26 protein-coding genes are annotated in these 26189 nt (G+C 70.8%); 5 read left to right on the top strand and 21 right to left on the bottom strand.

Annotated elements, in window-relative coordinates; translation table 11 throughout:
- Nucleotides 1-15: 15 nt before the first annotated feature.
- The 16 genes from AC4IJH_RS27665 to AC4IJH_RS27590 all read right to left on the bottom strand — a co-directional run bounded on the left by AC4IJH_RS27665 (nt 16) and on the right by AC4IJH_RS27590 (nt 13347).
- Nucleotides 16-372, bottom strand: coding sequence for a type VII secretion target (locus AC4IJH_RS27665; protein ID WP_490854596.1), 357 nt, complete (start codon nt 370-372; stop codon nt 16-18).
- 167 nt (nt 373-539) lie between these two features.
- Nucleotides 540-1151: an OmpA family protein gene (locus AC4IJH_RS27660; RefSeq protein WP_490854595.1), complete on the bottom strand. Its 612-nt coding sequence runs from the start codon at nt 1149-1151 to the stop codon at nt 540-542.
- Nucleotides 1152-1159: 8 nt separating this feature from the next.
- Nucleotides 1160-1747 carry a hypothetical protein gene (locus AC4IJH_RS27655; protein WP_490854594.1) on the bottom strand — a complete coding sequence of 196 codons (588 nt, stop codon included), beginning with the start codon at nt 1745-1747 and terminating at the stop codon, nt 1160-1162.
- Nucleotides 1748-1779: 32 nt separating this feature from the next.
- Nucleotides 1780-2439: a pilus assembly protein TadG-related protein gene (locus AC4IJH_RS27650; RefSeq protein ID WP_490854593.1), complete on the bottom strand. Its 660-nt coding sequence runs from the start codon at nt 2437-2439 to the stop codon at nt 1780-1782.
- An 8-nt stretch (nt 2440-2447) separates the two neighbouring features.
- Nucleotides 2448-2639 carry a Flp family type IVb pilin gene (locus AC4IJH_RS27645; RefSeq protein WP_490854592.1) on the bottom strand — a complete coding sequence of 64 codons (192 nt, stop codon included), beginning with the start codon at nt 2637-2639 and terminating at the stop codon, nt 2448-2450.
- Nucleotides 2640-2935: 296 nt separating this feature from the next.
- Entirely contained in the window at nt 2936-3394 is a 459-nt protein-coding gene (locus AC4IJH_RS27640; RefSeq protein ID WP_490854591.1) for a hypothetical protein, read from the bottom strand.
- Nucleotides 3395-3621: 227 nt separating this feature from the next.
- Nucleotides 3622-4515 (bottom strand): DUF5936 domain-containing protein, encoded by an 894-nt coding sequence (locus tag AC4IJH_RS27635; RefSeq protein WP_490854590.1) that lies wholly within the window; start codon nt 4513-4515, stop codon nt 3622-3624.
- Between the two features lie 14 nt (nt 4516-4529).
- Nucleotides 4530-5471 carry a type II secretion system F family protein gene (locus AC4IJH_RS27630; RefSeq protein WP_490854589.1) on the bottom strand — a complete coding sequence of 314 codons (942 nt, stop codon included), beginning with the start codon at nt 5469-5471 and terminating at the stop codon, nt 4530-4532.
- Between the two features lie 16 nt (nt 5472-5487).
- On the bottom strand, nt 5488-6825 hold the full coding sequence (locus AC4IJH_RS27625; RefSeq protein ID WP_490854588.1) for a TadA family conjugal transfer-associated ATPase: 1338 nt from the start codon (nt 6823-6825) through the stop codon (nt 5488-5490).
- Entirely contained in the window at nt 6822-7259 is a 438-nt protein-coding gene (locus AC4IJH_RS27620; RefSeq protein WP_490854587.1) for a TadE/TadG family type IV pilus assembly protein, read from the bottom strand. Before AC4IJH_RS27620 ends, AC4IJH_RS27625 begins: the two co-directional genes overlap by 4 nt.
- Nucleotides 7260-7264: 5 nt before the next feature.
- A complete protein-coding gene (locus tag AC4IJH_RS27615; protein ID WP_490854586.1) occupies nt 7265-7654 on the bottom strand; it encodes a TadE/TadG family type IV pilus assembly protein in 390 nt (129 codons plus the stop codon).
- The gene (locus AC4IJH_RS27610) at nt 7654-8967 is read right to left on the bottom strand and encodes a CpaE/TadZ family protein (RefSeq protein ID WP_490854585.1); all 1314 of its coding nucleotides are present in this window, start codon (nt 8965-8967) and stop codon (nt 7654-7656) included. The genes AC4IJH_RS27615 and AC4IJH_RS27610 overlap by 1 nt, the downstream gene beginning before the upstream one ends.
- Nucleotides 8968-8980: 13 nt before the next feature.
- Complete coding sequence (gene cpaB, locus AC4IJH_RS27605; RefSeq protein ID WP_490854584.1) at nt 8981-9703, bottom strand: Flp pilus assembly protein CpaB; 723 nt, start codon at nt 9701-9703, stop codon at nt 8981-8983.
- Between the two features lie 61 nt (nt 9704-9764).
- The gene (locus AC4IJH_RS27600; RefSeq protein ID WP_490854583.1) at nt 9765-10748 is read right to left on the bottom strand and encodes a hypothetical protein; all 984 of its coding nucleotides are present in this window, start codon (nt 10746-10748) and stop codon (nt 9765-9767) included.
- Nucleotides 10749-10957: 209 nt separating this feature from the next.
- The gene (locus tag AC4IJH_RS27595) at nt 10958-12298 is read right to left on the bottom strand and encodes an Nramp family divalent metal transporter (RefSeq protein ID WP_490854582.1); all 1341 of its coding nucleotides are present in this window, start codon (nt 12296-12298) and stop codon (nt 10958-10960) included.
- Nucleotides 12299-12489: 191 nt separating this feature from the next.
- A complete protein-coding gene (locus tag AC4IJH_RS27590; RefSeq protein WP_490854581.1) occupies nt 12490-13347 on the bottom strand; it encodes a S1 family peptidase in 858 nt (285 codons plus the stop codon).
- Nucleotides 13348-13560: 213 nt separating this feature from the next.
- Between AC4IJH_RS27590 and AC4IJH_RS27585 the strand changes: the two genes are divergently transcribed.
- Entirely contained in the window at nt 13561-14958 is a 1398-nt protein-coding gene (locus AC4IJH_RS27585) for a M14 family metallopeptidase (RefSeq protein ID WP_490854580.1), read from the top strand.
- A gap of 73 nt (nt 14959-15031) precedes the next feature.
- On the opposite strand, the gene AC4IJH_RS27580 is transcribed toward AC4IJH_RS27585, so the two are convergent.
- The 4 genes from AC4IJH_RS27580 to AC4IJH_RS27565 all read right to left on the bottom strand — a co-directional run bounded on the left by AC4IJH_RS27580 (nt 15032) and on the right by AC4IJH_RS27565 (nt 19142).
- The gene (locus AC4IJH_RS27580; RefSeq protein ID WP_490854579.1) at nt 15032-16510 is read right to left on the bottom strand and encodes a GntP family permease; all 1479 of its coding nucleotides are present in this window, start codon (nt 16508-16510) and stop codon (nt 15032-15034) included.
- A 140-nt stretch (nt 16511-16650) separates the two neighbouring features.
- Nucleotides 16651-17061 (bottom strand): RidA family protein, encoded by a 411-nt coding sequence (locus AC4IJH_RS27575; RefSeq protein ID WP_490854578.1) that lies wholly within the window; start codon nt 17059-17061, stop codon nt 16651-16653.
- Complete coding sequence (locus AC4IJH_RS27570; protein WP_490854577.1) at nt 17061-17843, bottom strand: IclR family transcriptional regulator; 783 nt, start codon at nt 17841-17843, stop codon at nt 17061-17063. Before AC4IJH_RS27570 ends, AC4IJH_RS27575 begins: the two co-directional genes overlap by 1 nt.
- A 168-nt stretch (nt 17844-18011) precedes the next feature.
- Nucleotides 18012-19142: a sugar kinase gene (locus tag AC4IJH_RS27565; RefSeq protein WP_490854576.1), complete on the bottom strand. Its 1131-nt coding sequence runs from the start codon at nt 19140-19142 to the stop codon at nt 18012-18014.
- A 144-nt stretch (nt 19143-19286) separates the two neighbouring features.
- Between AC4IJH_RS27565 and AC4IJH_RS27560 the strand changes: the two genes are divergently transcribed.
- Together AC4IJH_RS27560 and AC4IJH_RS27555 are read left to right on the top strand one after the other, a co-directional pair.
- Nucleotides 19287-20600 carry an amino acid deaminase gene (locus AC4IJH_RS27560; protein WP_490854575.1) on the top strand — a complete coding sequence of 438 codons (1314 nt, stop codon included), beginning with the start codon at nt 19287-19289 and terminating at the stop codon, nt 20598-20600.
- A gap of 69 nt (nt 20601-20669) precedes the next feature.
- Nucleotides 20670-22298 carry an N-acyl-D-amino-acid deacylase family protein gene (locus AC4IJH_RS27555; RefSeq protein WP_490854574.1) on the top strand — a complete coding sequence of 543 codons (1629 nt, stop codon included), beginning with the start codon at nt 20670-20672 and terminating at the stop codon, nt 22296-22298.
- On the opposite strand, the gene AC4IJH_RS27550 is transcribed toward AC4IJH_RS27555, so the two are convergent.
- Entirely contained in the window at nt 22299-24098 is a 1800-nt protein-coding gene (locus AC4IJH_RS27550) for a P-loop NTPase fold protein (protein ID WP_490854573.1), read from the bottom strand.
- Nucleotides 24099-24348: 250 nt separating this feature from the next.
- Here AC4IJH_RS27550 and AC4IJH_RS27545 point away from each other — a divergent pair, with 250 nt between their 5' ends.
- A complete protein-coding gene (locus AC4IJH_RS27545; protein ID WP_490854572.1) occupies nt 24349-25560 on the top strand; it encodes a pyridoxal phosphate-dependent aminotransferase in 1212 nt (403 codons plus the stop codon).
- A gap of 125 nt (nt 25561-25685) precedes the next feature.
- The gene (locus AC4IJH_RS27540; RefSeq protein ID WP_490854571.1) at nt 25686-26096 is read left to right on the top strand and encodes an SCO4983 family protein; all 411 of its coding nucleotides are present in this window, start codon (nt 25686-25688) and stop codon (nt 26094-26096) included.
- The last annotated feature ends 93 nt before the right edge of the window (nt 26097-26189 follow it).

Here is a 26189-nt window from a genome sequence, read left to right as displayed (position 1 = left end):
CTCAAAAGCGGACGGCTACCCGAAAGGGGTGGGCTCGTAGGCCCGTACCGACGCCATCGCCTGCGTGTTGGCCGCCTCGGTGCGGGTGTAGTTGTCCGCGGTGGCGGTGCATTTGTCGTGCAGCGAGCGGCACTTGTTCACCAGTGAGGTCGTCTGGCTCTGCCAGGTCTGCAGCGCCCGGTCCATCGTGGAGCCCAGTGCCCCGGTCCAGGTGTCGCCCTTCAGCGACCCGGCGGCAGCCCGCGTGGATTCCTCCGCGAGCGACCCCGCGGCTTTGACGCTGCCGGCCATCTCGTTGGCGCCCTGCCCGGCCGACTTCAATTTTTCCGGCTCTTGAATCTGCGTCGTGCCGGAGACGGCTGCTGTGGCCATGACGAACAATCCTCTGTACATCCGAGAAACAACACCTCGGAAAGGGACGTCCGTAGGGCGCACCCTTATGCAGAGGCGCTGCGAAATGTTTGATCAAAGAACCCTAACAACAACGGGACGCGGTTCCTTACTCGCCCTCGCCCGCCCCTCGTCCTCGCCCGCCCACCTCACCGGTCGCGCGGAAAGCTCACCTCGACGCGGCGGTTCTTCTTGCGGCCGTCCTCGGTGGAGTTGTCGGCGATGGGATACGCCTCTCCGTAACCACGGATCTGGAAGGTGACGGAGGAGTCGAGGGCTTCGGCGAGTTCGCGCTGTACGGCGTTGGCGCGCTGTTTGGACAGGACGATGCCGTGGGCGGCGGAGCCGAGATTGTCGGTGAAGCCGAAGACGCGCAGGGTCTTGGCGTTCTGCTTCTTGATTTCGGCGCCGATGGCGTCGATACGGGACAGCGCGTCATCGGTGAGTTCGGCACTGTCCTTGCTGAACAGGACCTCGGCCTGCAGGGCGAAGGTGATATTGGAATTGGTGTCCTGGCGCCGCTCGGAACCGTCGTCGGTCTCGATGACCGACTTGATGTTCAAGACCTTGGCCGGGGCCAGTTTCGCGCCCTGGACCATGCGCAGATCCGGGTCGTGCGCGTCGATCTTGACCGGCGCCGTGGTGTCCTCGGTGATGCCCGGCGGGTCCTGGGCGTACGCGAGCGGGACGGTGACGGCGGCGGTCAGGGCCAGCGCGGCCGTGGTGACAACGACCGCGCGGGCGGCGTGGGTGGCGGTCATCGGCCCGCTCACTCCGTGATCTGTACGGTGGCGGGCGGCATACCGGGCAGCTGGAAGTCGACCTCGGTCACCTTGGCCGGCGGAGCGGGGAACTGCGCGAATACGGGCCGGCTCTCGCCGGGCTTCATTCCGCCGAGTCCTGTGGTGCACAGACATTCGCCGTTGGTGTCACGGAGCACCAAGTACCGCTTCTTGCCCGCCTTGTCGACGAGTGTCGCGCCGGATACCGACGTACGTGACTTGAGCTCCGTCTCCGTGGAGCGCCAGTCGATCCCGTTGAAGACCCGACTTCCGCGATTGGTCACCGTACCGCTGACGGTGACGAACCCGCCGTCGTCACGGACCGCGGAATGGAGCGTGACGGTGATGCCGTCGGGCCCTTTCATCTCCCCGATGGCCTGCTGGGAATCGGCTGCGGGCGCGCCGTTCCCGGCGTCCTTCGAGGCCCCCGCCGAGGACTTGGACGGGGCCGAGGCCTGCGGCGGCTTCGCAACGTCGCCCTCGCCACCACAGCCGGCCACCACAAGGGCAAGGCCGGCAACGATTGCCGTGGCCGCCGATGCTCTGGCGGCCTTCGCTGTGCGCCGAGTGCTCATGGTTGCGATTCCTCTGAATGGTCGTGGGACGGTCACTCTGCGAGACGTACGGAGAACAGGTCGGCGGCTTCCGGGAGTTCACGCAGATCGTCGGGGTCCAGATGCCAGTCCGTACCGCCTTCGCACGTCAGATGGACGGAAGGCTTCTCTTTGCCCTTGTTCTCGTCCTGGCCCTTGTCCTCGTCGCTGTTGTCGTCACCCTTGCCGTCCGCCGGATCGGGAGGACCAAGTACGCAGCGTGGCGAGACGACCGACTTGGCCTTGGCCGAGGAGTGCGTGCCCTCGGTTCCCGGAATCACCGAATTACCGACGGATCCGGTGGACTTGACGGTGACGGAAAAGGAGGTGGGGAAGGAGTCGGGGACGCAGCCGCCCCCATCCAGAGCCGCACCGTTGTGCTCCGCGAAAGTCTGGGCCTTGGCGCAGGCTTCGCCGGTATCTGGACCCAGCCCTTCGAGCAGGTCCTCCAGTGGCTTCCCGCCCCGGACCGCGTCGAGGAGATCCACGCCGAGGCGGTCGCGGTACGCGGTGCCCGCGGCCAGGGCCGCGGAGTCGGCGGCCGTCTGCGTTCCGTTGCGCAGGGCCGCCGCTTGTCCTACGGCGAAGAAGGCGAACGCAAGAAAGAGCAGGCCCGCCACCACCACGATGTAGATGGGGAAAGCCTGCCCGGCGTCTCGTCGCCGATCACACATGTCTGCGGCTAGATGCCCACGACGTCGGAGATCTTGTCCCCGATGGCATTGGCGATCTGACTGCCGAAGTCCGTAGTCGACAGCACCAGAACGATCGCCACGACCACCGCGATGATGCCGAGGTATTCGATCGAGGTCTGACCCCGGTCGTTCCTCAGGAAGCGCATGAACCGCAAGGACCGCTTTCGCATCGTGCTCATCGTGTTCCCCTCCAAGGGCGGCCGGCCCGCTCTGGTCCGACTGGTCTGTCCCCGTGGCCCCGGCACGCCCCTGCGTGCTCGCGGCACGAGCAACGTACGACGGAACACCATCCTGGGAACAGGGCACCCTTCCCCAATCCTCTGCCAAAGATGCAAGTTGGCGTATCACCGACCCCATCTGCCCCATTGGCAACAGGAGTTTCATCCCTTCTTCACCTCCCTCCCCGACGGACAGGCACCGCTCCAGAATGGCACCCACTGTGGCACAACTCGTTGCTCTTGCGAAGGGAGTTCGACTAGAAGAAGGGGAAGGCGTACGCGAGGGCGGAGCAGGCGTGGCCGCCGGAAGGGTCGGGTGCGTACATCATCCAGATCACGAAGAGTTCGAGGATCAGCGCCAGGGTGTTGAACACCACGAAGGCCAGGGCGAATCCGGTCGCGCGCGGGCGGTCCGGGTCCTGGCCGCGCCGCCACGCCGCGCGGCGCAGCACGGCGTACAGCACGGGGGCGGCGACGCCACAGGCCAGACCGGCCCACCCGGCCATGTGCATACGCAAGGTCGAGCCCTTTTCGTGGCACTCCAGCGAGGCGTGCGAGTCGAAGCCCGCGATGGCGAGGACGGACAGTGCGACGCCCGCCATCACGAGGGCGGGCACGCCCAGCCCGGCCCACCGGCGCCAGGTGGCGCAGGGCTGCGGTGCCCGGCGGGCAGCGGAGGTGGCCGCGGAGGCGGCGGGTGGCATGGAAGCAGGCATCCGGAAGGCATGCGGGGACAAGGGAGCGGCGCGTAGGGCGCCGGAGGCAAGAGAGCTTCATGCTAGGAGCGCGGAGAACGGATTCGATCAAATCGACGCCAAGAACGGCCCAAGTTTTCGATGGAGCAGGTCACTTGGCGGACCTTGACGAAGACAGGGGGAAGAGGAGACAGGGGAGGCAAGAGCGACAGGGGCGACAAGGACTACAAGGGCGACAGCGGAAGTACTCATTCGCCCATCAGCGACCCGAAGTTCGTCCCCGACCCCAGGAAGAAGCCCGCGACCAGCAGGATCATCGTCGCCGGGACCATGAAGGTGGTGACGACCACCGTCGCCTTCGGTACGGCCCTGGCCGCCCGGCGGCGGGCGTTCTGGGCGTCGGTGCGCCGCATGTCGTCGGCGATCTGGATGAGGGTGTCCACGATGGGCGCGCCCAGCTCCTCGCCCTGCTGCAGGGCGGTGACGAACTGGGCCACCTGCTCGGAGTCGTTGCGCCTGCGCAGTTCCTCGAAGGCGTCGCGGCGGCTGACGCCCATGTCCATCTGGCGCAGGGTGATGCGCAGTTCGTCGGCCCAGGGCCCCTCGTACTTCTCCGCGACCCGGTCCAGCGCCTGGCGGAAGCCGAGGCCCGCGCTGACCACGACGGCCAGGACGTCCAGGAAGTCGGGCAGGGTCCGCTCGATGGTGTCCTTGCGCTGGCGGACGGCGGCCCAGATGCCGACCTCGTTCCAGAACAGCGCGAAAGCGATCATGAGGAGACCGAGCAGCGGCTGTCCGCGCAGGAACATCACCAGCGCGCCGAGCAGCCCGATGAAGCCGTACACCGCGCGCCGGGCGGCATAGCGGTCCACCGTCAGGCCGCCGGGGTTGCCCGCCCGGTCGATCCGCCGCCGTACCCTGGCGACCCGCTTCTCGCCCATCAGGCGCAGGACGAAGGGCGCGTAGCGCATACCGGCGCGGTCCACCGCCGAGCCGACCACCGTGGTGCGCGAGGAGCCGACCTCCAGCGCGACGGCGAGGTCCGGCGGCAGTTCGGCCTCGCGGCGGAAGAGCGCGATGCCGTAGCACATGCCCGCCACGGCCAGGCCCAGGACCAGGGCCAGGAGGATGCCGATGCCCATCGCCGCCACGCTCCCTATACGTCGATCTTGGACAGCCGGCGGATGAGGAAGAACCCCGCCGCGTAGAGCACGAAGGCCGCCACCACCGCCAGCTGCCCCAGCCCGTTGGAGGTCATCCGGTCGATGGCGCCGGGCGCCATCCGGTTCATCAGCAGCAGCGTGCCCACCCCCAGCAGCGGCACCACGTACGCCGTGATCGTCACCTGGGAGAGCTGGGTGCGCACCTCGCGCCGGGTCTCCTTGCGCTCCTCCAGGGTCTTGGTGAGGTTGCGCAGCGAGGCGACGACGGTGCCGCCGGCCCGGTTGGCCAGCACCAGCGTCGTGACCAGGACGACCAGTTCGCGTGAGGGAAGGCGCTCGGCCAGCTCGCCCAGCGCCTCGTCGATGGAGTGGCCGACGGCGAGCTTGTCGGAGACCTTGGCCAGTTCCTCGCCCGCCGGGGCCTCCAGTTCCTCGGCCGCCATGCTCAGGGCGGTACGCAGCGCGAGGCCCGCCTGCGTGGCGTTGGCGAGGATGCGGGAGAGCTCGGGCAGCTGGTTGATGAACTTCTCGATGCGCTTTTGCCGCTGCCAGTTGAGGAAGGCGTGCGCGCACCACAGGACCGTCAGGGCGGCGATGGGGCCGAAGAAGGGGGCGAGGACGGCCTGGGCGACCAGCCACAGCCCGGCCACCGTCGCCAGCAGGTAGACGAAGAACTCGCCGGGCGTCACCTCCAGCCCGGTGGCGGCCAGCCGCAGTTCCAGGCGGCGGCCCGGGCGGGTGGCGCGCAGCCGCCGGTCCACGGCCGCGAATCGGCGGCGTCTGCCGCCCGCCGGGGGCAGCGCGCGCTCGTCGGAGAGCCGGTCGACCACGGCCTGGCGCTGGGCGCGTCCGGCCGCGTACGTCCGTACGCCGACGACCGCCAGGACCCCGCCGAGCAGGGTGGCGCCTATGGCGAGCAGCGCGGGACTGTCCATGGTTGCGTGCGTCCCCTTACTTGGCTTCTCTGGTGGTGAGTTGGTCGAGGCTGGACGCCACGCCGAAGGCGGGCGGCACCGGCTCGCTCGCCATGAACAGCCGCTCGGCGACCCGCCGCGGCAGCGGGAAGCAGCGAAAGCGGCCGTGCACGGTGCGGTCGGCGCCCATCGGCTCGGCGTCGAAGCGGCAGGCCGTGGCCAGGCGGTAGTCCTCGTGGCCGCGGGAGTCCAGGATGGCGATCTCGCTGATCCGGCGCGAGCCGTCGGCGTGCCGGGCGAGCTGGACGATGCAGTCCACGGCGCTGTTGATCTGGTCCCGCAGCGCCTCGAAGGGGATCTTGACGTCCGACATGGAGGCCAGGGTCTGCAGCCGCATCAGCGCGTCCTCGGCGCTGTTGGCGTGCACGGTGGCCAGCGAGCCGTCGTGTCCGGTGGACATGGCCTGCAGCATGTCCAGGGTCTCGCCGCCGCGGACCTCGCCGACGATGATGCGGTCGGGGCGCATGCGCAGGGAGTTGCGTACGAGGTCGCGGATGGTGATCCGGCCCTTGCCCTCCACATTGGGCGGGCGGGCCTCCAGGCGGATGACATGGGTCTGCTGGAGCTGGAGTTCGGCGGCGTCCTCGACGGTGATGATGCGCTCGCCCTCGGGGATCAGCCCGGACAGGGCGTTGAGCAGGGTGGTCTTGCCCGCGCCGGTCGGCCCGGAGACGACGACGTTGAACTTGGCGCGCACGAGCCCGGCCAGCAGCATCACCATCTGGTCGTCCAGCGTGCCCATGCCGATGAGTTCGGGCAGGGTGTAGGCGCGCGGGAAGCGGCGGATGGTGAGGGTGGCTCCGTTGAGGGCGAGCGGCGGGATGATGACGTTGACGCGCTCGCCGGACGGCAGCCGGGCGTCCACCATCGGATTGGACTCGTCCACCCGGCGGTTGACGGTGGAGACGATCCGCTCGATGGTCTGCATCAGCTGCTCGTGGGAGGCGAAGCGTACGGGGACCGCCTCGACCCGGCCCGCGCGCTCCACGTACACCTGGTCGGGGCCGTTGACCATGATCTCGGTGACCGAGGCGTCCTCCAGCAGCGGCTCCAGGACCCCCAGCCCCAGCGCCTCGTCCACGACCCTGCGGATCAGCTGGGCGCGCTCGGCGGTGGACAGCACCGGGCCCTCGCGGCTGATGATGTGGCCCAGCACCCGCTCCAGGCGGCTGCGGCGCTCGGCGGCGGCCAGCGAGGACATCTCCGCCAGGTCGATCTCCGCCAGGAGCTTGGCGCGGTAGACGGCGACCAGATGGCCGTCCTGGCGCGCCTCGGCGGGCACCTCCGGCGCGGCGATACGGGCTTTTAGGCTCATGGCTGTCCTGTCCCTCCCGGCGTACCCGGCGCTCCGGCCGTGTCCTCGCTCAGCGGCATGGTGGCGCTGCGGCTGGCCGTACCGAAGTTGTCGACGCCGGGGATGACCGAGGGGATGGTGACCGTGGCCGTGGCCCGCGCCTGGCCGCCGCCCCGGCTGACCGTGATCGGCGCACTCTCGCCGACCCAGTCGCTCATCGCCGCCTGTCCGGCGCCGACCGGGTCGGGCGGGTGGTCCTGCTCGTCCAGGGACGCGGCCCGTGCGGCGGCCCGCGCTCCCGTACCGGCCTGCTGGACGGCGTACGCGCCGATGCCGAGCTGGATCACGGCGAGCGCCACGATCAGCAGCAGCGGCAGGAAGCCGAGGAACTCCAGGGAGACCTGGCCGCGGTCCCCGGCGCGGGCTTCCCTGAGCCGTCGCCCTCTCCTGCGCACCGTCCTCACTCCCCCCACCCCTCGGGCTCCTCCCGGACCACGCCCGCCGTGCCGGAGACGGGCCAGGGGAAGCCGACGGCGCCGGGGAAGAGGACCGGTACCTTCAGCCGGACCGTCGCCTTGTACAGGCCGCCCTGGGCACCGCAGTTGGTGACGGCGCCCTCCTGCCACGCCCCCGGCAGGTCCTCGGTGGCGGCGGCCGCGCAGGCGCCCGCGCCCGTCACGGTCCCGGCCCTGGCGCCCTTGTCCGCCGCGTGGCCCGCGAGCGTGAAGGTGTAGCCGACCAGCACGAACTGCCACAGCAGCACGAGCACGAGCAGGATCAGCGGGGTCAGCCCGAGGAATTCCACGGAGACCTGGCCCCGGTCGTCCGCCGTCCTCAGGCGCGCCCTCATCACGCTTCCTCGTGCGGCCCGGCCGCGTCCGGGGCCGCCGGTGACGTACCGGCCGGCAGCGCCTTGCGCCGGCGCCCCGTCAGGGACGTACGCGCCCGGTGGCTGCCCCGCCCCTGCCGCGCCGCGGGCGACTCCACCAGCCCCAGCTCGCCCGCCAGCGCCCACAGCGCCTGGCGGACGCCGGAGCGGCCGTCCAGGTCCTGCATCCTGCCGGAGTCCACACAGGGCTGGAGTTCCTTGAAATGGGCGGGGATCGACGTCCGCGCGACCTTGGTCCCGGTGGCCTTGGCCACCAGCGGCGGCTGGATCTCGGTGTGCCGGGTGAGGCGGTTGACCAGGGTCGTGGTCTCCTCCGCCTTGCGGATCTGCAGCCGGTCCCACAGCCGCACCTGCCGCTTGGCGGCCCGTACGCACACCACGTCGGGGGTGGTCACCAGCAGCGCGGTGTCGGCGAGTTCGACCGCTGCGGCGTTGGCGGCCTGCATCTGGGAGCCGCAGTCCACGATCACGACCTCGTAGCGCGAGCGCAGTGCGGCCAGGATCTGCCGGGCCGCGCGGTCGTCCACCTCCTCGCCCCGCTCGCCCTCCTCGGGCGCCAGCAGCAGGCCCAGCCCGGTGTGATGGGCGTGCACGGCATCCTGCAGCACCCTCGGCGAGATGTCCGAGATGCCCGCCAGATCGACGATGGAGCGCCGGAACTGCACGTCCAAGTAGGAGGCGAGGTCGCCGGACTGGAGGTCCATGTCCACCAGCGCCACACTGCGCCCGGCGGCCCGCGCGGCCAGTGCCAGTTGTACGGCGGCGACGGTGGTGCCCACCCCGCCCTTGGCGCCGGTGAGCGTGAGAAGGGTGCCGTTCGGGCCCGCGGCCAGGGCGTCCGGGCTGCCGCCGAGGTGGACCCGTACGCCCGTGGCCCACTGCGCGGCGGCCTGCACCCGGGCCGCCAGTTCGTCGTAGGCGGGCGGCAGTCCCACGATGCCGCGGGCCCCGGCGTCCATGGCGGCGGAGAACAGGGCGGGCCCCGCGTCGGTGGTGATCAGTACGACGCCGACGGCGGGGAAGCGCAGCGCGATCTCGCGGATCAGCTCCAGGGCCGGGACGGGGCCGATCCGCTCGTGGACCAGGACGACCTCGGGCAGTTCGGCGGGGGCCGGGCCGCCCGCGTCGCCCGCGGCCGAGGCCAGCGCGTTGACCAGGGTGGTGGAGTCGGCGACCGGGGGCGCGGGTTCGGCGTCCGGGAGCTGGCCGAGCAGGGCGCAAACGGCTCTGGCGGCGTCGGGGTCGCCGACCGCCGGGAGGATGCGGATGGTCACCGGGGCCTCCGGTTCACTTGTCGCCGTCGAGGGTGTAGGTGCGCTGGGCGGGCGGTACGCCCCCCTCGCCGCCCGGCGCCACCAGGGCGAGGCGTACGTGGGTGGCGAAGGACTCGGCGTAGGCGACGCGCTGGGCGTCCTCGGTGCCCAGCGCGAAGGTGATCGGGACGGCTTCGCCCGAGCGGCGGCCGCTGCTGACGGTGGTGCCGCCCGGGTCCCTGGGCTCCTGGCTCTTCTTCGTACCGACGTGGATGACCTGGGCGCCCGCGACGATGACCTTGGAGACGGGCTTGTCGCCGGTGCTCTTGCCCTCGAAGGTGGCGAAGATGTTGACGCGGTCGCCGGGGTGCAGCTTGCCCGCCACCCCCGTGGCGGCGTCGATCATGATGGCGATCTCCTGCTGGCCCGGCTTGAGCGCGGGGCGGTCCACGATCATGTCGTTCTGCAGCAGCGAGCCCTTGTGCAGCGGGGTCACCGCGATCTTGCCGCGCAGCGCGTCGAGATCGGTGACGGCGGTGGCGGGCAGCCACCGCTCGGGCATGCTCACCTTCTCGAACTTCCCCGGATCCAGCTCCTCATAGGCCGGGACCTCCTCCTTGAGGCGGTACGCGGTCTTCTCCGGACCGACCTTGGACTCCACGTCCCGCACCACGGACAGCACGCCGACGAACGCGCCGAGCGCACACAGGACCGACAGGAGCAGCAGGATCACTCCGCGCCGCTGGCGTGAGTTCATGAGCGGACAACCTCGATCGGGACGGGGTGGCAGGCGGGACTCCCGCAGGGGCGGGCCGGGCTCATCGGGTGCGCCCCGCTGCCGGTACGCCGGTGGGGGCGACCGGGGACAGGCCGCGGCGGCGCAGCGCCGAGGGGGCGGTGGGGGCCTTCTCCAGGGAGAGGGCGGGCGGCGGGGCGCCGCGTGCCGGCAGCGCGCCGGGCGGCCCGTCCGCGGTGGGCTGCGCGAGCGGCGCCGAGCAGAACGCGCAGCGGTCCCCGATGAGTTCGAGCCCGCACCAGCGGCACTCCTCTTTGCGTACGGAGGACACCAGTTGGTGGAGAATCGACACATCCGGGATGGCCGCGGCGAATTCGACCAGCTTGTGGGTGCCCCACCACGCGGCGGACTCGGCCGGCAGCCGGGTCTCGTACACGCTCTGCACCTGCCAGGACGGGGCCAGCACCGCACCGGCCCACTCGCTGGTCAACTGGCCGCGGGCCACGGCGAGCTGGGTGGCGAAGCCGGGCGCGGGCAGCCCCGCCTGCGCACTGTGTTTGCCCACGGGGGACAGTACGGGCTCAGGGTTGGCCAGCACCGCGAAGTGCGCGCCGGGCATCCAGGACTTCACATGGGAGCGCAGGTCCACCTCGATGCGGTCCAGTTTGCTGACGCTGCCCAGCAGCGCGCCCGCGTGGATGTAGTGCCCCAGCAGCCGCGCCGAGCAGGCCAGCACCCCCGGGCTGAGGTCGCACAGCGACAACTGCCGCAGCTGACGGGCGAGTACGGCCACCGCCAGCGGCGGCAGGTCCAGCGCGACGATGGCGATCCGGTCGCTCTCCAGGACGGCGCGCAGGGTGTGCAGCCGCCGTACATGGGGCGCGGGACAGGCGGAGGAGTACAGCGCCACCACATGGCCGTGGTGCTCCAGCACCGCCGCCATCTCCGTCAGGGCGTCGTCCAACGGCTGGGTGTGCGGGGGCTGCAGGACCAGGGCCGCGGGGGTGCTGCGGTCCAGGGCGGGCAGCGCGAGGTCCGGGCTGGTGACAGCTGTCGCGGTCGGCACGTCGCGTCCCCCCACTCATTCCGGTCGCCGGGGGCTCGGTGACCGCGGATCGACACTTCACTGCGCTGTTGGCTCAGCACTTTATCGACCAGTCAGGCGACGGAGAACACGTTCAGAAATACTGATAGCGCCCCTTGACTGCTTTTGTCCGAACGCTACATATCCCTTTACGCGCAGGCCGTCCCGCGGCCTCGGACGCCGTGCCTCCGCTACCACTGGATCTCCCGGATCTGCTGGACGCACAGCACGACGAACAGCAGCCCGGCGGCCGCCAGCATCACATTGCTCAGGATGCCGTTGCGCCACTGCCGGGGCGCGCGCGAGGAGTTGAGCAGCCACAGCAGCGTCAGGGCGAGGAAGGGCATGAAGAACGCGCCCAGCACGCCGTAGCCCACCACCAGCGCGAAGGGCTGGTCCAGGAAGAGCAGGGAGATCGGGGGGAAGGTCAGCCACAGCAGATACGCGCGGAAGGGCAGCGACTTCTCGCGCGGCCGCACCGGCGCCCGCTCGCCCGGCGCTTGCTCGCTCGGCACCCGCTCGCCCGGCGCTTGCTCGCCCGCCGCCTGCGTGCCCGGCCGTCGCCGGAAGTGCTCGACGAAGTCCGCGAACATCAGGCTCACGCCGTGCCAGACGCCGATCAGCGAGGTGAAGGACGTCGCGAAGAAGCCCACCAGGAACAGCTTCGCCGTCGCGACGCCGTACCGCTGCTCCAGCAGATCGCTCAGATCGAGCAGCCCCTTGTCGCCCTTGGTGAGCGCGATGTGCGAGGTGTGCAGCAGCTCGGCGCCCACGAAGAGCATGGCGACGACGAAGATGCCGGTGGTGAGGTAGGCGACGCGGTTGTCCAGCCGCATCATCCGCATCCAGCTGCTGTCGGTCCACCCCTTGGCGTTGACCCAATAGCCGTACGCGGCAAGGGTGATCGTCCCGCCGACGCCGCCGATCAGACCGAGGGTGTAGAGCAGCGAGCCGTCCGGCAGTACGGGGGCGAGCCCGGCCAGCGCCTCGCCCAGGTGCGGCCCGACCCGCACCGCCAGATACACCGTGACCACGAACATCACCCCGACCAGCACCGTCATGACCTTCTCGAAGACGGCGTACTGGTTGAACCAGACGAAGACCAGCCCGACCAGGCCGCACAGCACGGCCCAGACCTTGAGCTCCATCACGTCCGGGAAGAGCGCCTGCAGGGGCAGCGCGCTGGAGGACATCGCGGTCGCCCCGTACGCGAAACCCCAGACCACCACGTAGATCACGAAGTAGACCGTGGTCCACCTGCCGAGCGAGCGCCAGCCCTCGAAGAGCGTCCGGCCGGTCGCCAGGTGCCAGCGCCCCGCCGCCTCCGCCAGCGAGATCTTCACCAGACAGCCGATCACCGCCGCCCACAGCAGGGTGTAGCCGAACTTGCTGCCCGCGATCAGCGTCGCGACCAGGTCCCCGGCGCCGACGCCGGTGGCGGCGACCACGATGCCGGGGCCGATCGAACGCCAACTGGGCTTGCGCGGCGCGCCGATCAGTTCTCCGGCGCCATCACCCGACTCCTGCACCATGCGCTCCCCCTCTGCCTACTCCTAGCTGTGGGCATGCGAGCCGCCCGCCCTTCCCTCCCACCGCCGCTGTGGGCACAGCGGCACCCCACCGGCGGGCAGCCGCGCCATGCGCCCAGCCCCGTGAGGCAGTGAGCGGCCGCGGGCCGGTGGGGGCCGTTCGCGCAGTTCCCCGCGCTCCTTACAGGGGCGTGTTACCGCCGTGCGGGCTTGGGCAGTTCACACCCGGCCTTGTTCAAGTCCAGCTTGTTGCCGGTGCCGAAGCACTTGGTGATGCCATAGGTCTGCTGGGCGTACCCGATGCCGCGCCGCACCGTGACCTGGCCGTTCTTGTCCACTTCACAGGGGTTGTTGAGGGTGCAGCGCTGGCCGCTCTCGTTGAGGGTGTTGTTGACGGCGACCACCTTGCCGCTGGCCTCGTCCACCACCGGGGAGCCGGAGGTGCCGCCGATGACATTGCAGGGAGAGGTGTAGCGGACGGAGTCCTTCCAGGTCCAGTCGCCCTCCTTGAGGCGGTAGACGAACCCGTCGATGTTGCAGGAGTAGATGCGCTTCCAGTAGCCGGAGACGACCTTGATGGCCTTGCCCGCCACGGGGTGGCCGGGGTCCAGGTCGAGCGCCTTGATCCGGTAGCGCTGCTGTATCTGGGCATAGGTGGAGGTCAGCTCGTACAGCGAGACGTCGGTGTCGGTCATGGTGCCGTACGCCACCTTGGAGGCGCGGACCGTACCGGCGTTGCCGCCCGAGGAGTTGAGCAGGGTGAAGGTCCTGCTGGAGGGCCGGTCGACGACGACCTCGCCGGCGCCGGGCATGCCGGTCTCCAGACAGTGGCCGTTGGACAGGACCAGGGCGGGGTCGCTGTCCTGCGAGCTGGGCAGCCGCACCACCGAGCCCGAGCAGTTGCTGAGGGCGACGGTGCCCGCGAAGTCAACCGCCTTGGCCGGTTTGGTCCGTGCCGACTGGTCGGCGGCGGTGGCCGTGCCCGCCGTTCCCGCCAGGGCCGCGGCGCCGAGGACGGCGGTGGCCAGGGTGCCGACGAGAGGTCTGTGCATGTGCGGAGGCATCTGTGGGGGTCCTCTCAGGTTGCGGACCGAACGTCGTTCGGTCGATCGTGCGCATTGTTGGGGTGCGCGGGGGCCGAGGCAATCAACTTTCCGTACTCACACGAAAGTTGGCGGATTTCCATCACTCGAACACCCTTGACCATGTCATGCAAGCGTCAAACACTGGCGCAGGCGCTCGACTCACACCCCTCAGGAGATCGCATGCGACCACGGAGCCCACGAAGCCGACAGAGCCAACGAATACGCGGCAGACGGACCACCGCCCTCGCCGCACTGCTCACCCTCGCGCTCGCCGCGCCGGTCGCGGCCCGATCGGAGGACTCCGGTCGGCCGGAGCCCACCGCAGCGGCCAACGGCGTCGGCGCCGCCCTGACCGCGCCCGGCAAGGACCGCGACACCCAGCGGCAGTACGAGGTCCCGGGCGTCTCCACCGCCCGCCAGCGCACCGCCCTCGCCTCCACCGGAGTGTCCATCGACGAGGTCCACGGCCACCACGTCGTCGTCACCGCCGATACGGCACAGGCCGAGCTCGTACGCCAACTCGGCTACCGTCTCAAGGCGCTTCCCGCACCACCGGCCCGTACGGACGGCAAAGAGCCGACCGTCAAGGACTTCCCGCCGGCCGACTCGCGCTACCACAACTACGCCGAGATGACGCAGGAGATCAACGACCGCGTCGCCAAGTACCCCTCCATCATGAGCAAGCGCGTGATCGGCAAGTCCCACCAGGGCCGCGACCTGGTCGCCATCAAGATCAGCGACAATGTCGCCACCGACGAGGCCGAGCCGGAAGTGCTCTTCACCCACCACCAGCACGCCCGCGAGCACCTCACCGTCGAGATGGCCCTCTACCTGCTGCGCGAGTTCGGCGAGGACTACGCCACCGACGCCCGCCTGAAGAAGATGGTGGACGAGCGCGAGATCTGGATCATCCCGGACCTCAACCCCGACGGCGGCGAGTACGACATCGCCACCGGCTCCTACCGCAGCTGGCGCAAGAACCGCCAGCCCAACTCCGGCTCCGCCAACGTCGGCACGGACGAGAACCGCAACTGGAACTACAAGTGGGGCTGCTGCGGCGGCTCTTCGGGCAACACCGGCTCCGAGACCTACCGCGGCCCCGCCCCCGAGTCGGCGCCCGAGGTCAAGGTCGTCTCCAACTTCGTCCGCAGCCGCGTCGTGGACGGCAAACAGCAGATCAAGACCGCCATCGACTTCCACACCTACAGCGAACTCGTCCTGTGGCCCTACGGCTGGACCTACAACGACACCGCCCCCGGCCTCACCCAGGACGACCACGACGCCTTCGCCGCCGTAGGCCGCAAAATGGCCGCCAGCAACGGCTACACCCCCGAACAGTCCAGCGACCTCTACATCACCGACGGCTCCATAGACGACTGGCTCTGGGGCAACCAGAAAATCTTCGGCTACACCTTCGAGATGTACCCGAGATCCGGAGGCGGCGGCTTCTACCCGCCCGACGAAGTGATCGAGCGCGAGACCAGCCGCAACCGGGACGCCGTACTGCAGCTGCTGGAGAACAGCGACTGCATGTACCGCTCCATCGGCAAGGAGAACCAGTACTGCAAGGCGGGTTGAGCTTGCCGGGGCCCGGTCCGTACGCCCTCCGTACGGACCGGGCCCTGCCCTGCGGCGCCCGCGGCCCGTACCGCTAGACGACCAGGCTCACCAGCCCGGCCACCGCGAAGCCGACGACGGAGAGCACCGTCTCCAGGACCGTCCACGACTTCAGGGTGTCGCGCTCGGAGATGCCGAAGTACTTGGCCACCATCCAGAAACCGCCGTCGTTCACGTGCGACGCGAAGATCGAGCCCGCCGAGATGGCCATGATGATCAGGGCGAGGTGGGCCTGGGAGAGGCCCTGGCCTTCCACCAGAGGGAGGACGATGCCCGCTGTCGTGACGATGGCGACGGTGGCGGAGCCCTGGGCCACGCGCAGGACGACCGATACCAGCCAGGCGAGGACGATGACGGGGAGACCGACGTTGTGGAAGGTGTCGGAGAGGGCGACGGCGACGCCGCTGCCCTTGAGGACGGCGCCGAAGATGCCGCCGGCGCCGACGACCAGGAGGATGTTGCCGACCGGCTTCAGGGAGGCGGTGGAGACGGTCTCCAGGGACTTGCGGGACCAGCCGCGGCGGATGCCCAGCAGGTAGTACGACAGGACCAGCGCGATGGTCAGCGCCACGAAGGGGTTGCCGAAGAACTCGATGACCGAGCGGAGGGTGGAGGGGTCCAGGGCGATGGAGGAGAAGGTCGCCAGGAGGATGAGGACCAGGGGGGTGCCGATGATGGCGAGGACGGTGCCGAGGGCGACCGGCTTCTCCTTCGGCGTGACGCCCGCGGCCTTCTGTTCGGCGGCCACGGCGGCCTTGGCCTCGGCCGCGGCCTCGACCATGTCCTGGGGCACCTCGACGAACAGCCGCTTGCCGATCCAGGCCGCGTAGCCCCAGGCCGCGAGGACGGCGGGGATGCCGCAGACGATGCCCATGAGGATGACCCAGCCCAGGTCGACCTTGAACAGGCCCGCGGCGGCGACCGGTCCGGGGTGCGGCGGCAGGAAGGCGTGGGTCATGGACAGGCCCGCCAGCAGCGGCATGCAGTACAGCAGGATCGACTTGCCGGAGCGCTTGGCGGCGGCGTAGACGATCGGCGCGAGGACGAAGATGCCGACGTCGAAGAAGACCGGGATACCGAAGATCAGGCCGGTCAGGCCCATCGCGAGCGGGGCGCGCTTCTCGCCGAAGAGGCCGAGCAGCTTCCCGCTCAGCACCTCGGCGCCGCCGGAGACTTCGAGGATCGCGCCGAGCATGGTGCCCAGCCCGATGATGATGGCGACATGGCCGAGTATGCCGCCCATGCCGGTCTCGATCAGCGAGGTGGCGGCGGACTTCTGGACCGTACCGAAGAGCTCGGTCACGGACAGGCCCGCGGCGAGGCCCACGGCCACGGAGACGGCCAGGAGGGCGACGAACGGCTGGAGCCTGACCTTGATGATCAGGACGAGGAGCAGGACGATGCCGAGCGCGGCGACGGTCAGCAGACCGCCGGTGCCGGGTATCAGGGCGAGCAGTCCACCGGTGTGCGGTGGGGTTGGCGCTGTGGGGGCGGGGGCCGCGGCGAGGAACATTCTGTGACTCCGTTGTCAGGCAGGGGGGTTCCGGGTAGGGCGGACCGCGACACGGCGCCCCGTCGGTACGGGGCGCCGCGCCGTGCGGCGTGCTGCGAAGGTGAATCAGCGCTAAATGCAAGGGGGTTCGGGCTCCGGCGTCAGCTCAGGACGGCGAGCGCGTCGATCTCGATGAGCAGGCCCTTGGGCAGACCGACGTAGACGGTCGTACGGGCCGAGGCCGGGGCCTTGAGGCCCTGCTCCTCGAAGTACTCGTTGTAGATCTGGTTCATCTCGGCGAAGTGGTCCACGTCCGTGAGGTAGACGCGCATCATCATCACGTCGTCCCAGCTCGCGCCGCCCTCCTCCAGGATCGCCTTGACGTTGGCGAAGGTCTGCAGGGTCTGCTCGCGCAGGGTCGGGCCGGCCGGGGTGGGGGCCTGGCCGTCGACGGCGGGCAGGAAGCCGACCTGGCCGGCGACCTGAAGGATGTTGCCCTTCTTCACGCCGTGGGAGAACTTCGCGGGCGGGGTGGTGTGGGTGGCCGGGGTGATCGCGATCTTCTCGGTCATTATCGGTCTTCCTTGAGCGAGCCAGCTGTGTGCTGGGGACTTGCGGTTCCGGAGTACTCCCGGCTGATGGCGTCCGCGGTGCGGCGTACCAGCGGGAGGAGGGTGAGGAGTTCCTCGGCCGTGACGACGACGTTCGGCGCGGACACCGACATGGCGGCGACGACGCGGCCGTCCGCACCGCGGATGGGGGCCCCGATGCAGTTGATGGACTCCTCGTGGCCACCGAGGTCGGTGGCCCAGCCCTGTTCGCGCACCGTGTCCAGCTCGGCCAGGAAGGCGGAGGCGTCAGGTGTCGAACGGGCCGTGTATCTGGGGTAGTCGAGCCGTTCGGCGAGCGCGCGGCGCTCCGGCTCGGTGAGGTCGGCGAGCAGCAGTTTGGCGACCGCGGCGACCGTGATGGCGACGGGCTTGCCGATGCGCGAGTACATGCGTACCGGGTAGCGGCTCTCGACCTTGTCGATGTAGAGGACCTCGTTCTCCTCGTACACCGCGAGGTGGACGGTGTGGCCGCAGCTCTCGTTGAGCGCGACGAGGTGGGGGTGGGCGATCTCGCGTACGTCCAGGTTCTCCACGGCTTCTTGGGCGAGCGCGAAGAGGCGGGCGCCCAGGCGGTAGCGCTGGTCGGCCTGGCGGTAGACGATGCCGTGCTCGTGGAGGGTGCGCAGCAGCCGCAGGGCGGTGGACTTGTGCACGCCCAGCCGGGTCGCCACCTGCTCCAGGTTGGCGGGGCCCTCGGCGAGCAGCGGCAGGATGCTCAGCGCGCGGTCGACGGTCTGACTCATGCGCCGGCCTCCCCGCGGTCGGCGGGCTCGCATGCGCACCGCGCGCACCTTTCCATGATTCGCTCGCCAGGCTCGCTCATGCGGGCACCACTTCCCGTGCGGCGGGGGTGCGGCCCCGCGTGGTCTTCCCCCGGCCGCTGTCCGGCCGGACCCCCATGCTTGCCTCGTTCACTGTGTACGGACCTCCACCCGTGCGTCGTGCGCCCCGTCGGTGCTCCAGCCGGGGCCGAGTCGCAGTGTGCCCCAGTCGGCGGGGGCGAGGGCGGCGAGGCGGTCGGCCAGGGCGCGGGCGGGCGGGGTGCCCAGGTCTCCGGGGACGGTCAGGGAGGCGGCGGCCATCAGGTGTCCGTGCCGGATGCGCTCGAATACGGGCAGCTCGCGCAGGGTGGCGGAGAGGAACCCCGCGGCGAAGGCGTCGCCGGCTCCTACGGGGGCGACGACGTCGACCGTGAGGGCGGGGGCGAAGGTGACGGTGTCGGTGCCGTCGGCGCCGCGCGCGTAGACGGTGGCGCCCTCGGCGCCCTGTTTGACGACCAGGGTGGCGGGTTCGGGCAGGGCGGCGCGTACGGCGTCGGGGCCGTGCAGGTCCCAGGCGGCCTCGGCCTCGTCCTCGCCGACGAAGACCAGGTCGCAGCCGCGGGCCAGGTCCAGCAGGAGGCGGGGGCCGTCGGTGGTGCGGCCGGCCCACAGGTTGACGCGGTAGTTGACGTCGAAGGAGATCAGCGGGCGGGCCGCGGTGGGCCGGGCCGCGTCGGTGGCGCCGCGTCCGGTCAGTACGCGCAGGACGTCCCGGCAGCTGTCGGAGAGGGCGGCGGTGATGCCGGTGAGGTGCAGAACGCGGGCGTCGGCCAGGGCGCGCGGCGCGGTCTGGTCCAGGAAGGCGGGCGACATGGCGGAGGCGGCGGATCCGGCGCGGTAGTAGACGACTTCCGCGAGGCCGGTGGCGCGCTCGCCGGTGCCGGTGGCGCGCTCGCCCGCCGTACGGAAGTAGATGCCGGTGGGGCGGGCGGCGTCGCGCTGGACGTGGCTGACGTCCACGCCGTGCGCGGCGATGGCCTCCAGGAGGTGGTCGCCGAAGCCGTCGGTGCCGACCCGGGAGATCCAGCGGGCGCTGTGTCCGGTACGGGCCAGGGCGCAGGCGACGTTGGACTCGGCGCCGCCGATGCCGCGGTGGAAGGTGGGCACGTCGGCGAGGCGCCCGGGTTCGGCGGGCAGGAAGGTGACCATGGACTCGCCGAGACAGACGACGTCGACGCCTTGGCTGACGTTGACGTCGCTGACGTGAGGGGGCGTGGGCACGGTCTCGTTCGCTCCTTGTATCGGGGCTGTTCGGCAGTGCGCTACCGGCCATTGACCAGGCGATGGCTCGGATGTTAGACAGCAGTAAGCGATATGCGCAATGGGTGTTGCATAGAATGCAACAGGAACTTGGAGGAGGCTCCCATGGCCGCCGATCCGCACGCCGACAGCGCCGCCGACGGACTCACGCGGCAGCTCGCGGCCCTCGCCGACGAGCGCGTGGACCACCGCTTCAAGGCCCTCCCCCCGGACGCCGAGGGGCTCTCCGTACGCCAACTGGCCGCCGAGCGCCGCTCCTTGTTCACCGGCGGCTTCACCACCCCCGTACTGGCCCTGTCCGCCGAGTCGGTCGAGCACAACCTCGCGCTGATGGAGACCTACTCCCACCGGCACGGCCTGGCCTTCGCGCCGCACGGCAAGACCTCCATGTCGCCGCAGCTCTTCGCCCGCCAGCTCGACCACGGCGCCTGGGGCATCACCCTGGCCGTCCCCGCCCAGGTGCGCGTCGCCCGCGCCTTCGGCATCGAGAACATCTTCCTGGCCAACGAGCTGGTGGACGCCGCGGCGCTGCGCTGGCTGGCCGCCGAGCTGGCCGAGGACCCCTCCTTCCGCTTCCTGTGCTACGTCGACTCGCTGCGCGGCATCGAGCTGATGGACGCCGCCCTGCGCGCGGCGGGCGCCTCCCGCCCGGTGGACGTGGTCGTCGAGCTGGGCGCCGGCGAGGGCGCGCGTACGGGTGCCCGTACGGAGGCCGAGTGCCTCGAACTGGCCGACGCCGTCGCGGGCGTGGACACCCTGCGCCTGGTGGGCGTCGCGGGTTACGAGGGCGAGGTGCCGCAGGCGACGCCCGAGCGGGTCACCGCCTGGCTACGCCGGCTGACCGCGCTGGCCGTCGCCTTCGACAAGGACGGCCGCTTCGCCGACCTGGAGCAGATCGTCGTCAGCGCGGGCGGCAGCGCCTGGTTCGACGCCGTCGCCGAGGTCTTCGCCGAGCTGCCGGAGCTGTCCCGGCCCACGCTCAAGCTGCTGCGCTCGGGCGCGTACGTCTCCCACGACGACGGCCACTACCGGGAGTTGACGCCCTTCAACCGCGTCCCGCAGGAGGGCGCGCTGCAGCCCGCCTTCCGCCTGTGGGCGCAGGTCGTCTCCCGCCCCTCCCCCGGCCAGGCCTTCTTGAACGCGGGCAAGCGGGACGCCGCCTACGACCTGCACCTGCCTGAGGCGCAGGTCGTGCGCTCCGGCAGGGACGGCGTGGTGCGCCCCGCCACCGGCATCTCGGTGACCGGCCTGTCCGACCAGCACACCTGGGTCGCCACCGAGGACGGTACGGAGCTGGAGGTCGGCGACTGGATCGGCATGGGCCTGTCGCACCCGTGCACGTCCTTCGACAAGTGGCAGCTGATCCCGCTGGCCGAGGCGGACGGCACGGTCACGGACTATCTGCGCACCTTCTTCTGATCACCGGCCGCCTCCCCTGCCGCCCCCGGGACATTGCCCGCCCCCGCGAACGCCGTGAAAGGCACCCTCATGGACACCGTGTTCCGCGATGTACGCGTCATCGACGGGTCCGGCGACCCGTCCTACCGCGCCGATGTGGCCCTGGCCGACGGCCGGATCGCCGCCGTCGTCAAGGAGGGCGAGGGCAGGCGCCCCGGCGGCGCGCGGGTGGTGGAGGCGGCCGGCCTCGCGCTGGCCCCCGGCTTCATCGACATGCACGCGCACAGCGACCTCGCCCTGCTGCGCGACCCCTCCCACGAGGCCAAGGCGGCCCAGGGCGTGACCCTGGAGGTCATCGGCCAGGACGGCCTGTCCTACGCGCCGGTCGACGAGGCGACCCTGGCGAAGGTGCGGACCCAGATCACCGGCTGGAACGGCGACGGTTCGGACATCGACTTCACCTGGCGCACCGTCGGCGAGTACCTGGACCGCCTGGACCACGGCTTCGACGGCCAGGGCATCGCCGTCAACGCCGCCTACCTCATCCCCCAGGGCACCGTGCGCATGCTCGCGGTCGGCTACGAGGACCGCGCGGCCACCCCCGACGAGCTGGCCCGTATGCGGCAGCTGGTCGGGCAGGGCCTGGAGGAAGGCGCCGTCGGCCTGTCCTCCGGCCTGACCTACACGCCCGGGATGTACGCCTCGGACGCCGAACTGACCGAGCTGTGCCGGGTGGTGGCCGCCTACGACGGCTACTACTGCCCGCACCACCGCTCCTACGGGGCGGGCGCCCTGGAGGCGTACGAGGAGATGGTGAGCCTGACCCGCGAGGCCGGCTGCGCCCTGCATCTGGCCCACGCCACCATGAACTTCGGCGTCAACAAGGGCCGCGCACCCGAGCTGCTGGCCCTGCTGGACCGGGCCCTGGACTCCGGCTGCGACATCTCCCTGGACACCTACCCGTACACCCCCGGCTGTACGACGCTGGTCGCGATGCTGCCGAGCTGGGCGGCCGAGGGCGGCCCCGAGGCGATCCTGGCCCGCCTGAGGGACGCGGACACCGCGGCGCGGATACGCCACGACCTGGAGGTCACCGGCTCCGACGGCTGCCACGGCGTGCCCATCGAGTGGGACACCATAGAGATCTCCGGCGTCAGCGACCGGGGCCTTGCGGGGTACGTGGGCCGCACCGTCGCCCGCAGCGCCGCCGAGCGCGGCGAGGAGTCCTGGACCACCGCCCGCCGTCTGCTGATCGAGGACCGGCTCGGCTCGACGATCCTGCAGCACGTGGGCCACGAGGAGAACGTGCGGCAGATCATGCGGCACCGCGTCCACACCGGCGGCAGCGACGGCATCCTCCAGGGCGACAAGCCGCACCCGCGCGCGTACGGCACCTTCCCGCAGTATCTGGGCAGGTACGCACGGGAGTTGGGCGTGCTGTCCCTGGAGGAGTGCGTCGCCCACCTCACCTCGCGCGCCGCGGCCCGGCTGCGCCTGCCCGACCGCGGCCTGGTGCGCGAGGGCTACCGCGCCGACCTGGTCCTCTTCGACCCGGACACGGTCGCCGCCCGCTCCACCTTCGACACCCCGCGCGCGCTGCCCACCGGCATCCCGCACGTCCTGATCGACGGCCGTTTCGTCATCGAGGACGGCAGGCGGACGGACGTCCTGGCGGGCCGTACGGTACGCCGGACGCCTGCGGGCTCCGCGGCGAAGTGATCAGTCCGTCGGCGGCCGCAGGGACCGGGACCGGGCGGCCACCGTCCTGACGAAACGATCGACGTCGGCCGGGCTGGCCGTCACCGTGGCCCCCAGCTCCTGTCCCCGAGCCACCCGGTCCGGTGTGATCCGGTTCGCGTAGAAGGCCACGGGCCCGGTGAAACGGTTGTCCTCGCGCAGCTTGCCCACGTAGTCGAACCCGGCGTGGGCGTTCCGGCCACGGGCGATGTCCGAGAGGATCAGCGTCGGCGGCCGGACGTCGATGACGGCATCGGCGGCCTCGTCGCCGGTCGCCAGTTCCACGACCGCCCCCTCGGCCTCGAAGAGGGCGATCAAGTCCTGGTTGTTGGCGGGGAAGTCGTCCACCCACAGGATGGCCACCCCGTCCAGGGCGGGAAAGGCACCGGTGGCCGCAGGGGCCGCGAGCGCCGGGGCGGGCACCGCCGCCCCCTCGCGCAGCCGCCGCACCATCTCCCCCGCCCGCGGCAGCTCCATCAGCCCGTCGATCAGCGAGGTGAAGCCCTGGTCGGTGACCATCTCGGGGAATCCGCTGGGCAGTTGGCGCTCCAGCTGGCGCAGGGCCCGTACCGGGTCCGTCAGTTCCCGCTCGGTCACATCGTGGTCCCGCAGGAAGCCGACGACCGCCTCGCGGTCCTGCTCGGGCAGCGCGTCCGGGGCCCGCAGCAGCGCCCGCACCCGGCGGTAGGTGCGGAACTCCGTGATCACATCGCCGCTGTCGGCGCCCGGCGGCCCGGTCATCATCCGGTAGAAGTCGGCGTAGAAGTACTGCAGCAGCAGGGTGCGGATGACCGCCTCGGGCGGGTGGTCGGCCCACATGGGGTTGAGGGTGGCTTCCAGTACGAAGCCGTTGACCAGGCGTTTGATGCGGCGGGGGTTGCGGGAGGAGCGCTCGGCGAGCAGCGTGGCCAGGCGTTCGTCCAGGAGGGTCTCGGCGCCGGTCGCCCGGGCGCAGGCGTCGATGTAGCCGCGGATGTCCCGCTCGTCCGCCACGGGTATCCGGTAGCTGGTGTGGAAGATCTTCTCCAGGAACGCGGCGCCCGCCGGCGTCAGGTCCCGCAGCAGCCCGGTGGGCCCCAGCACCGACCGGTCGCAGCCGATGACGAACGCCAGCCCGGGGACGTCCAGATAGACCTTGACCGCCTCGCAGACCGCCAGCACCGTCTCGGCCGAGCAGCGGTCGAGGTCGTCGATGAAGACGACCAGCAGGCGGCGCGGCGAGTACCGGGCCGACTCCGACCACTGCTGCGCCAGCTCGCGGATCGAGTCGCGCATCTCGTTACGGGCCTGCGGGTCGGCACTGAAGCCGCGCCACAGCTCCGAGACCAGACCCGCGGCCCCCAGCGGCCCTGCGGCGAGCACGGTGGTCGCGCGCAACACCCGTAACAGCGCCCGCTGTTCGGACATGTGGTGCAGCGTCCGGCGCAGCAGGCGGCGGTCGAAGCGCATCAGAACGGACTTGATCAGGCCTTCGAGCGCGTCGGCGCCGGTGGAGGTCCAGGCGTTGTACCAGAGGGTGCCGACCTCGGCGGAAGTCTCCAGCTCGGCCTGTACGAGCCGCATCAGGCTGCTCTTGCCCATGCCCCAGCCGGCGTCGACGGCGAGGGTGAAGGGGGTGGAGGTACGCGAGGCGAGCAGCAGGCCGGCCAGTTGGCGGGCGGCGCGGCCGGTGGCCAGCAGGTCCTCGGCGGCCGCCTCGACCGGCTCGTCGTTCAGCAGTGCGAAGGTCTGCCGGGCGGCGCGGGATGCGGTGGAACTGCCCATGAGGGTCCCCCGGTTCATGGTCGGTCCTGGTCGGTTCACGGCGGTGTCGCAGGGGCTGCACGCGGTCACCGCCGCCTCGTCCGCCCCGGAGCGTACCGCCATGATCCGAGGGGCGGATCTTTCCCGTAGCTCCCCCGGCCATCGCGCGGACGCGCCCGCCGCCGCGCCCGGTTTCCGTAACGCCGCGTGAGGAAGCCCACACCAAGGGTCGATCAAGGTGGCACAAAACACCGGGCAGGCGGTGTTACGCGGCCGTAAGGTGGCTGCCATGCAGGTGATCCAGTCAACCAAGCTCGCCAATGTCTGCTACGAGATCCGTGGCCCGGTTCTTGAGGAGGCAATGCGGCTGGAAGCAGCGGGCCACCGCATCCTCAAGCTCAACACCGGCAACCCCGCGGCCTTCGGCTTCGAGTGCCCGCCGGAGATCCTGGAGGACATCCTCCGCTCGGTGGGCACCGCCCACGGCTACGGCGACGCCAAGGGTCTGCTCTCCGCCCGCCGCGCGGTGATGCAGCACTACCAGACCAAGGGCATCGACCTCTCGGTGGAGGACATCTACCTCGGCAACGGCGTCTCCGAGCTGATCCAGATGTCGATGCAGGCGCTGCTCGACGACGGTGACGAGGTGCTCGTCCCGGCCCCGGACTACCCGCTGTGGACCGCCTCGGTCTCGCTGTCCGGCGGCACCGCCGTGCACTACCGCTGCGACGAGCAGGCGGACTGGATGCCGGACCTGGCCGACATCGAGCGCAAGGTCACCGACCGCACCAAGGCCATCGTCGTCATCAACCCCAACAACCCCACGGGCGCGGTCTACGACGACGAACTGCTGCGCGGCATCGCGGAGATCGCCCGCCGCCACCACCTCATCGTGTGCGCCGACGAGATCTACGACAAGATCCTCTACGACGGCGTGACGCACACCCCGTTCGCCGCCCTGGCCCCCGACCTGCTCACCCTGACCTTCAACGGCATGTCCAAGGCCTACCGGGTGGCGGGCTACCGCAGCGGCTGGATGGCGGTCTGCGGCCCCAAGGCGCACGCCGCCAGCTACATCGAGGGCCTGACGATCCTGGCCAACATGCGGCTGTGCGCCAACATGCCCGCCCAGCACGCCGTGGCCACCGCGCTCGGCGGCCGGCAGTCCATCACCGACCTGGTCCTGCCGGGCGGGCGCCTGGTGGAGCAGCGCGACACCGCCCATGAGCTGCTCACCCGGATCCCGGGCGTGAGCTGCGTGAAGCCCAAGGGCGCGCTGTACGCCTTCCCGCGGCTGGACCCCAAGGTCTACAAGATCAAGGACGACCGGCAGATGGTCCTGGACCTGCTCCGCGCCGAGAAGATCATGATCGTCCACGGCACGGGCTTCAACTGGCCCGAGCCCGACCACTTCCGCCTGGTTACCCTGCCCAGCAAGGACGACCTCGCCGAGGCGGTCACCCGCATCGGAAAATTCCTGGACGGCTACGGACAGTTCTAACCCGCCGCTCACCTGCGCCGACGCGGCTCCCCTCGCGTACCTCCGCCCGCCAGGACTGTACGAGCCACAACTTTAGACAATGTCTAAGCTAGGATGGTCTCCTAGTCGTTGCCAGGAGGCCATCCATGTACGAGCCGATCCGTACCAAGTCGGTCCACCGCATGGCCGGCGAGCCGCATGTCCCGCACCGCTCCCGCGAGGAGGAGCTGGACATCCGGCTCGCCGGGCATCTGACGGCGCTGCTCACCGTCACCGATGAGCTGCGCGCCCTGAGCCCCGGCGCCGGGCTCGACGGCGCCGCCGACCGCATCGCCGAGCAGGTCGCCCGGCTGCGCGGCGGGAACTACCCGCTGCGGGCCGTGCCCTCCGACAGCGGTGACACCGGCCGGATTCCGGCGCTGCACCAGCGGGCCCACATGCTCGCGGGCAACGCCCTGGTCGTGGCGACCTCACGGGCGCACTCCGCGGCCGTCGCACTGGCCGGGGAGCGCCTGGAGGCGCACGCCGCGGCACTGGGACTGGCCCCCGCCGCCTGACCCCGTCCCCGCAGAACACGGCCGGGGGGGGGGGGGGGGGGGGGGGGGGGGGGGGGGGGGGGGGGGGGGGGGGGGGGGGGGGGGGGGGGGGGG

It is taken from the genome of Streptomyces sp. UF-297 (assembly GCF_058245575.1).
Note: the sequence above shows the minus strand (reverse complement) of the source record. Positions and strands in the feature narration are given on the sequence as shown.

Bases quoted from the DNA above. Each gene is read 5' to 3' on its own strand.
- AC4IJH_RS27595 (WP_490854582.1), bottom strand. From the start codon at position 12,298: ATGGTGCAGGAGTCGGGTGATGGCGCCGGAGAACTGATCGGCGCGCCG.
- AC4IJH_RS27630 (WP_490854589.1), bottom strand. From the start codon at position 5,471: ATGGACAGTCCCGCGCTGCTCGCCATAGGCGCCACCCTGCTCGGCGGG.
- AC4IJH_RS27570 (WP_490854577.1), bottom strand. From the start codon at position 17,843: ATGAGTCAGACCGTCGACCGCGCGCTGAGCATCCTGCCGCTGCTCGCC.
- AC4IJH_RS27560 (WP_490854575.1), top strand. From the start codon at position 19,287: ATGGCCGCCGATCCGCACGCCGACAGCGCCGCCGACGGACTCACGCGG.
- AC4IJH_RS27615 (WP_490854586.1), bottom strand. From the start codon at position 7,654: ATGAGGGCGCGCCTGAGGACGGCGGACGACCGGGGCCAGGTCTCCGTG.
- AC4IJH_RS27655 (WP_490854594.1), bottom strand. From the start codon at position 1,747: ATGAGCACTCGGCGCACAGCGAAGGCCGCCAGAGCATCGGCGGCCACG.
- AC4IJH_RS27635 (WP_490854590.1), bottom strand. From the start codon at position 4,515: ATGGGCATCGGCATCCTCCTGGCCCTGGTCCTGGGCCTGGCCGTGGCG.
- AC4IJH_RS27625 (WP_490854588.1), bottom strand. From the start codon at position 6,825: ATGAGCCTAAAAGCCCGTATCGCCGCGCCGGAGGTGCCCGCCGAGGCG.
- AC4IJH_RS27590 (WP_490854581.1), bottom strand. From the start codon at position 13,347: ATGCACAGACCTCTCGTCGGCACCCTGGCCACCGCCGTCCTCGGCGCC.
- AC4IJH_RS27585 (WP_490854580.1), top strand. From the start codon at position 13,561: ATGCGACCACGGAGCCCACGAAGCCGACAGAGCCAACGAATACGCGGC.
- cpaB (WP_490854584.1), bottom strand. From the start codon at position 9,703: ATGAACTCACGCCAGCGGCGCGGAGTGATCCTGCTGCTCCTGTCGGTC.
- AC4IJH_RS27665 (WP_490854596.1), bottom strand. From the start codon at position 372: ATGGCCACAGCAGCCGTCTCCGGCACGACGCAGATTCAAGAGCCGGAA.
- AC4IJH_RS27545 (WP_490854572.1), top strand. From the start codon at position 24,349: ATGCAGGTGATCCAGTCAACCAAGCTCGCCAATGTCTGCTACGAGATC.
- AC4IJH_RS27575 (WP_490854578.1), bottom strand. From the start codon at position 17,061: ATGACCGAGAAGATCGCGATCACCCCGGCCACCCACACCACCCCGCCC.
- AC4IJH_RS27660 (WP_490854595.1), bottom strand. From the start codon at position 1,151: ATGACCGCCACCCACGCCGCCCGCGCGGTCGTTGTCACCACGGCCGCG.
- AC4IJH_RS27550 (WP_490854573.1), bottom strand. From the start codon at position 24,098: ATGAACCGGGGGACCCTCATGGGCAGTTCCACCGCATCCCGCGCCGCC.
- AC4IJH_RS27540 (WP_490854571.1), top strand. From the start codon at position 25,686: ATGTACGAGCCGATCCGTACCAAGTCGGTCCACCGCATGGCCGGCGAG.
- AC4IJH_RS27650 (WP_490854593.1), bottom strand. From the start codon at position 2,439: ATGTGTGATCGGCGACGAGACGCCGGGCAGGCTTTCCCCATCTACATC.
- AC4IJH_RS27580 (WP_490854579.1), bottom strand. From the start codon at position 16,510: ATGTTCCTCGCCGCGGCCCCCGCCCCCACAGCGCCAACCCCACCGCAC.
- AC4IJH_RS27645 (WP_490854592.1), bottom strand. From the start codon at position 2,639: ATGAGCACGATGCGAAAGCGGTCCTTGCGGTTCATGCGCTTCCTGAGG.
- AC4IJH_RS27640 (WP_490854591.1), bottom strand. From the start codon at position 3,394: ATGCCTGCTTCCATGCCACCCGCCGCCTCCGCGGCCACCTCCGCTGCC.
- AC4IJH_RS27555 (WP_490854574.1), top strand. From the start codon at position 20,670: ATGGACACCGTGTTCCGCGATGTACGCGTCATCGACGGGTCCGGCGAC.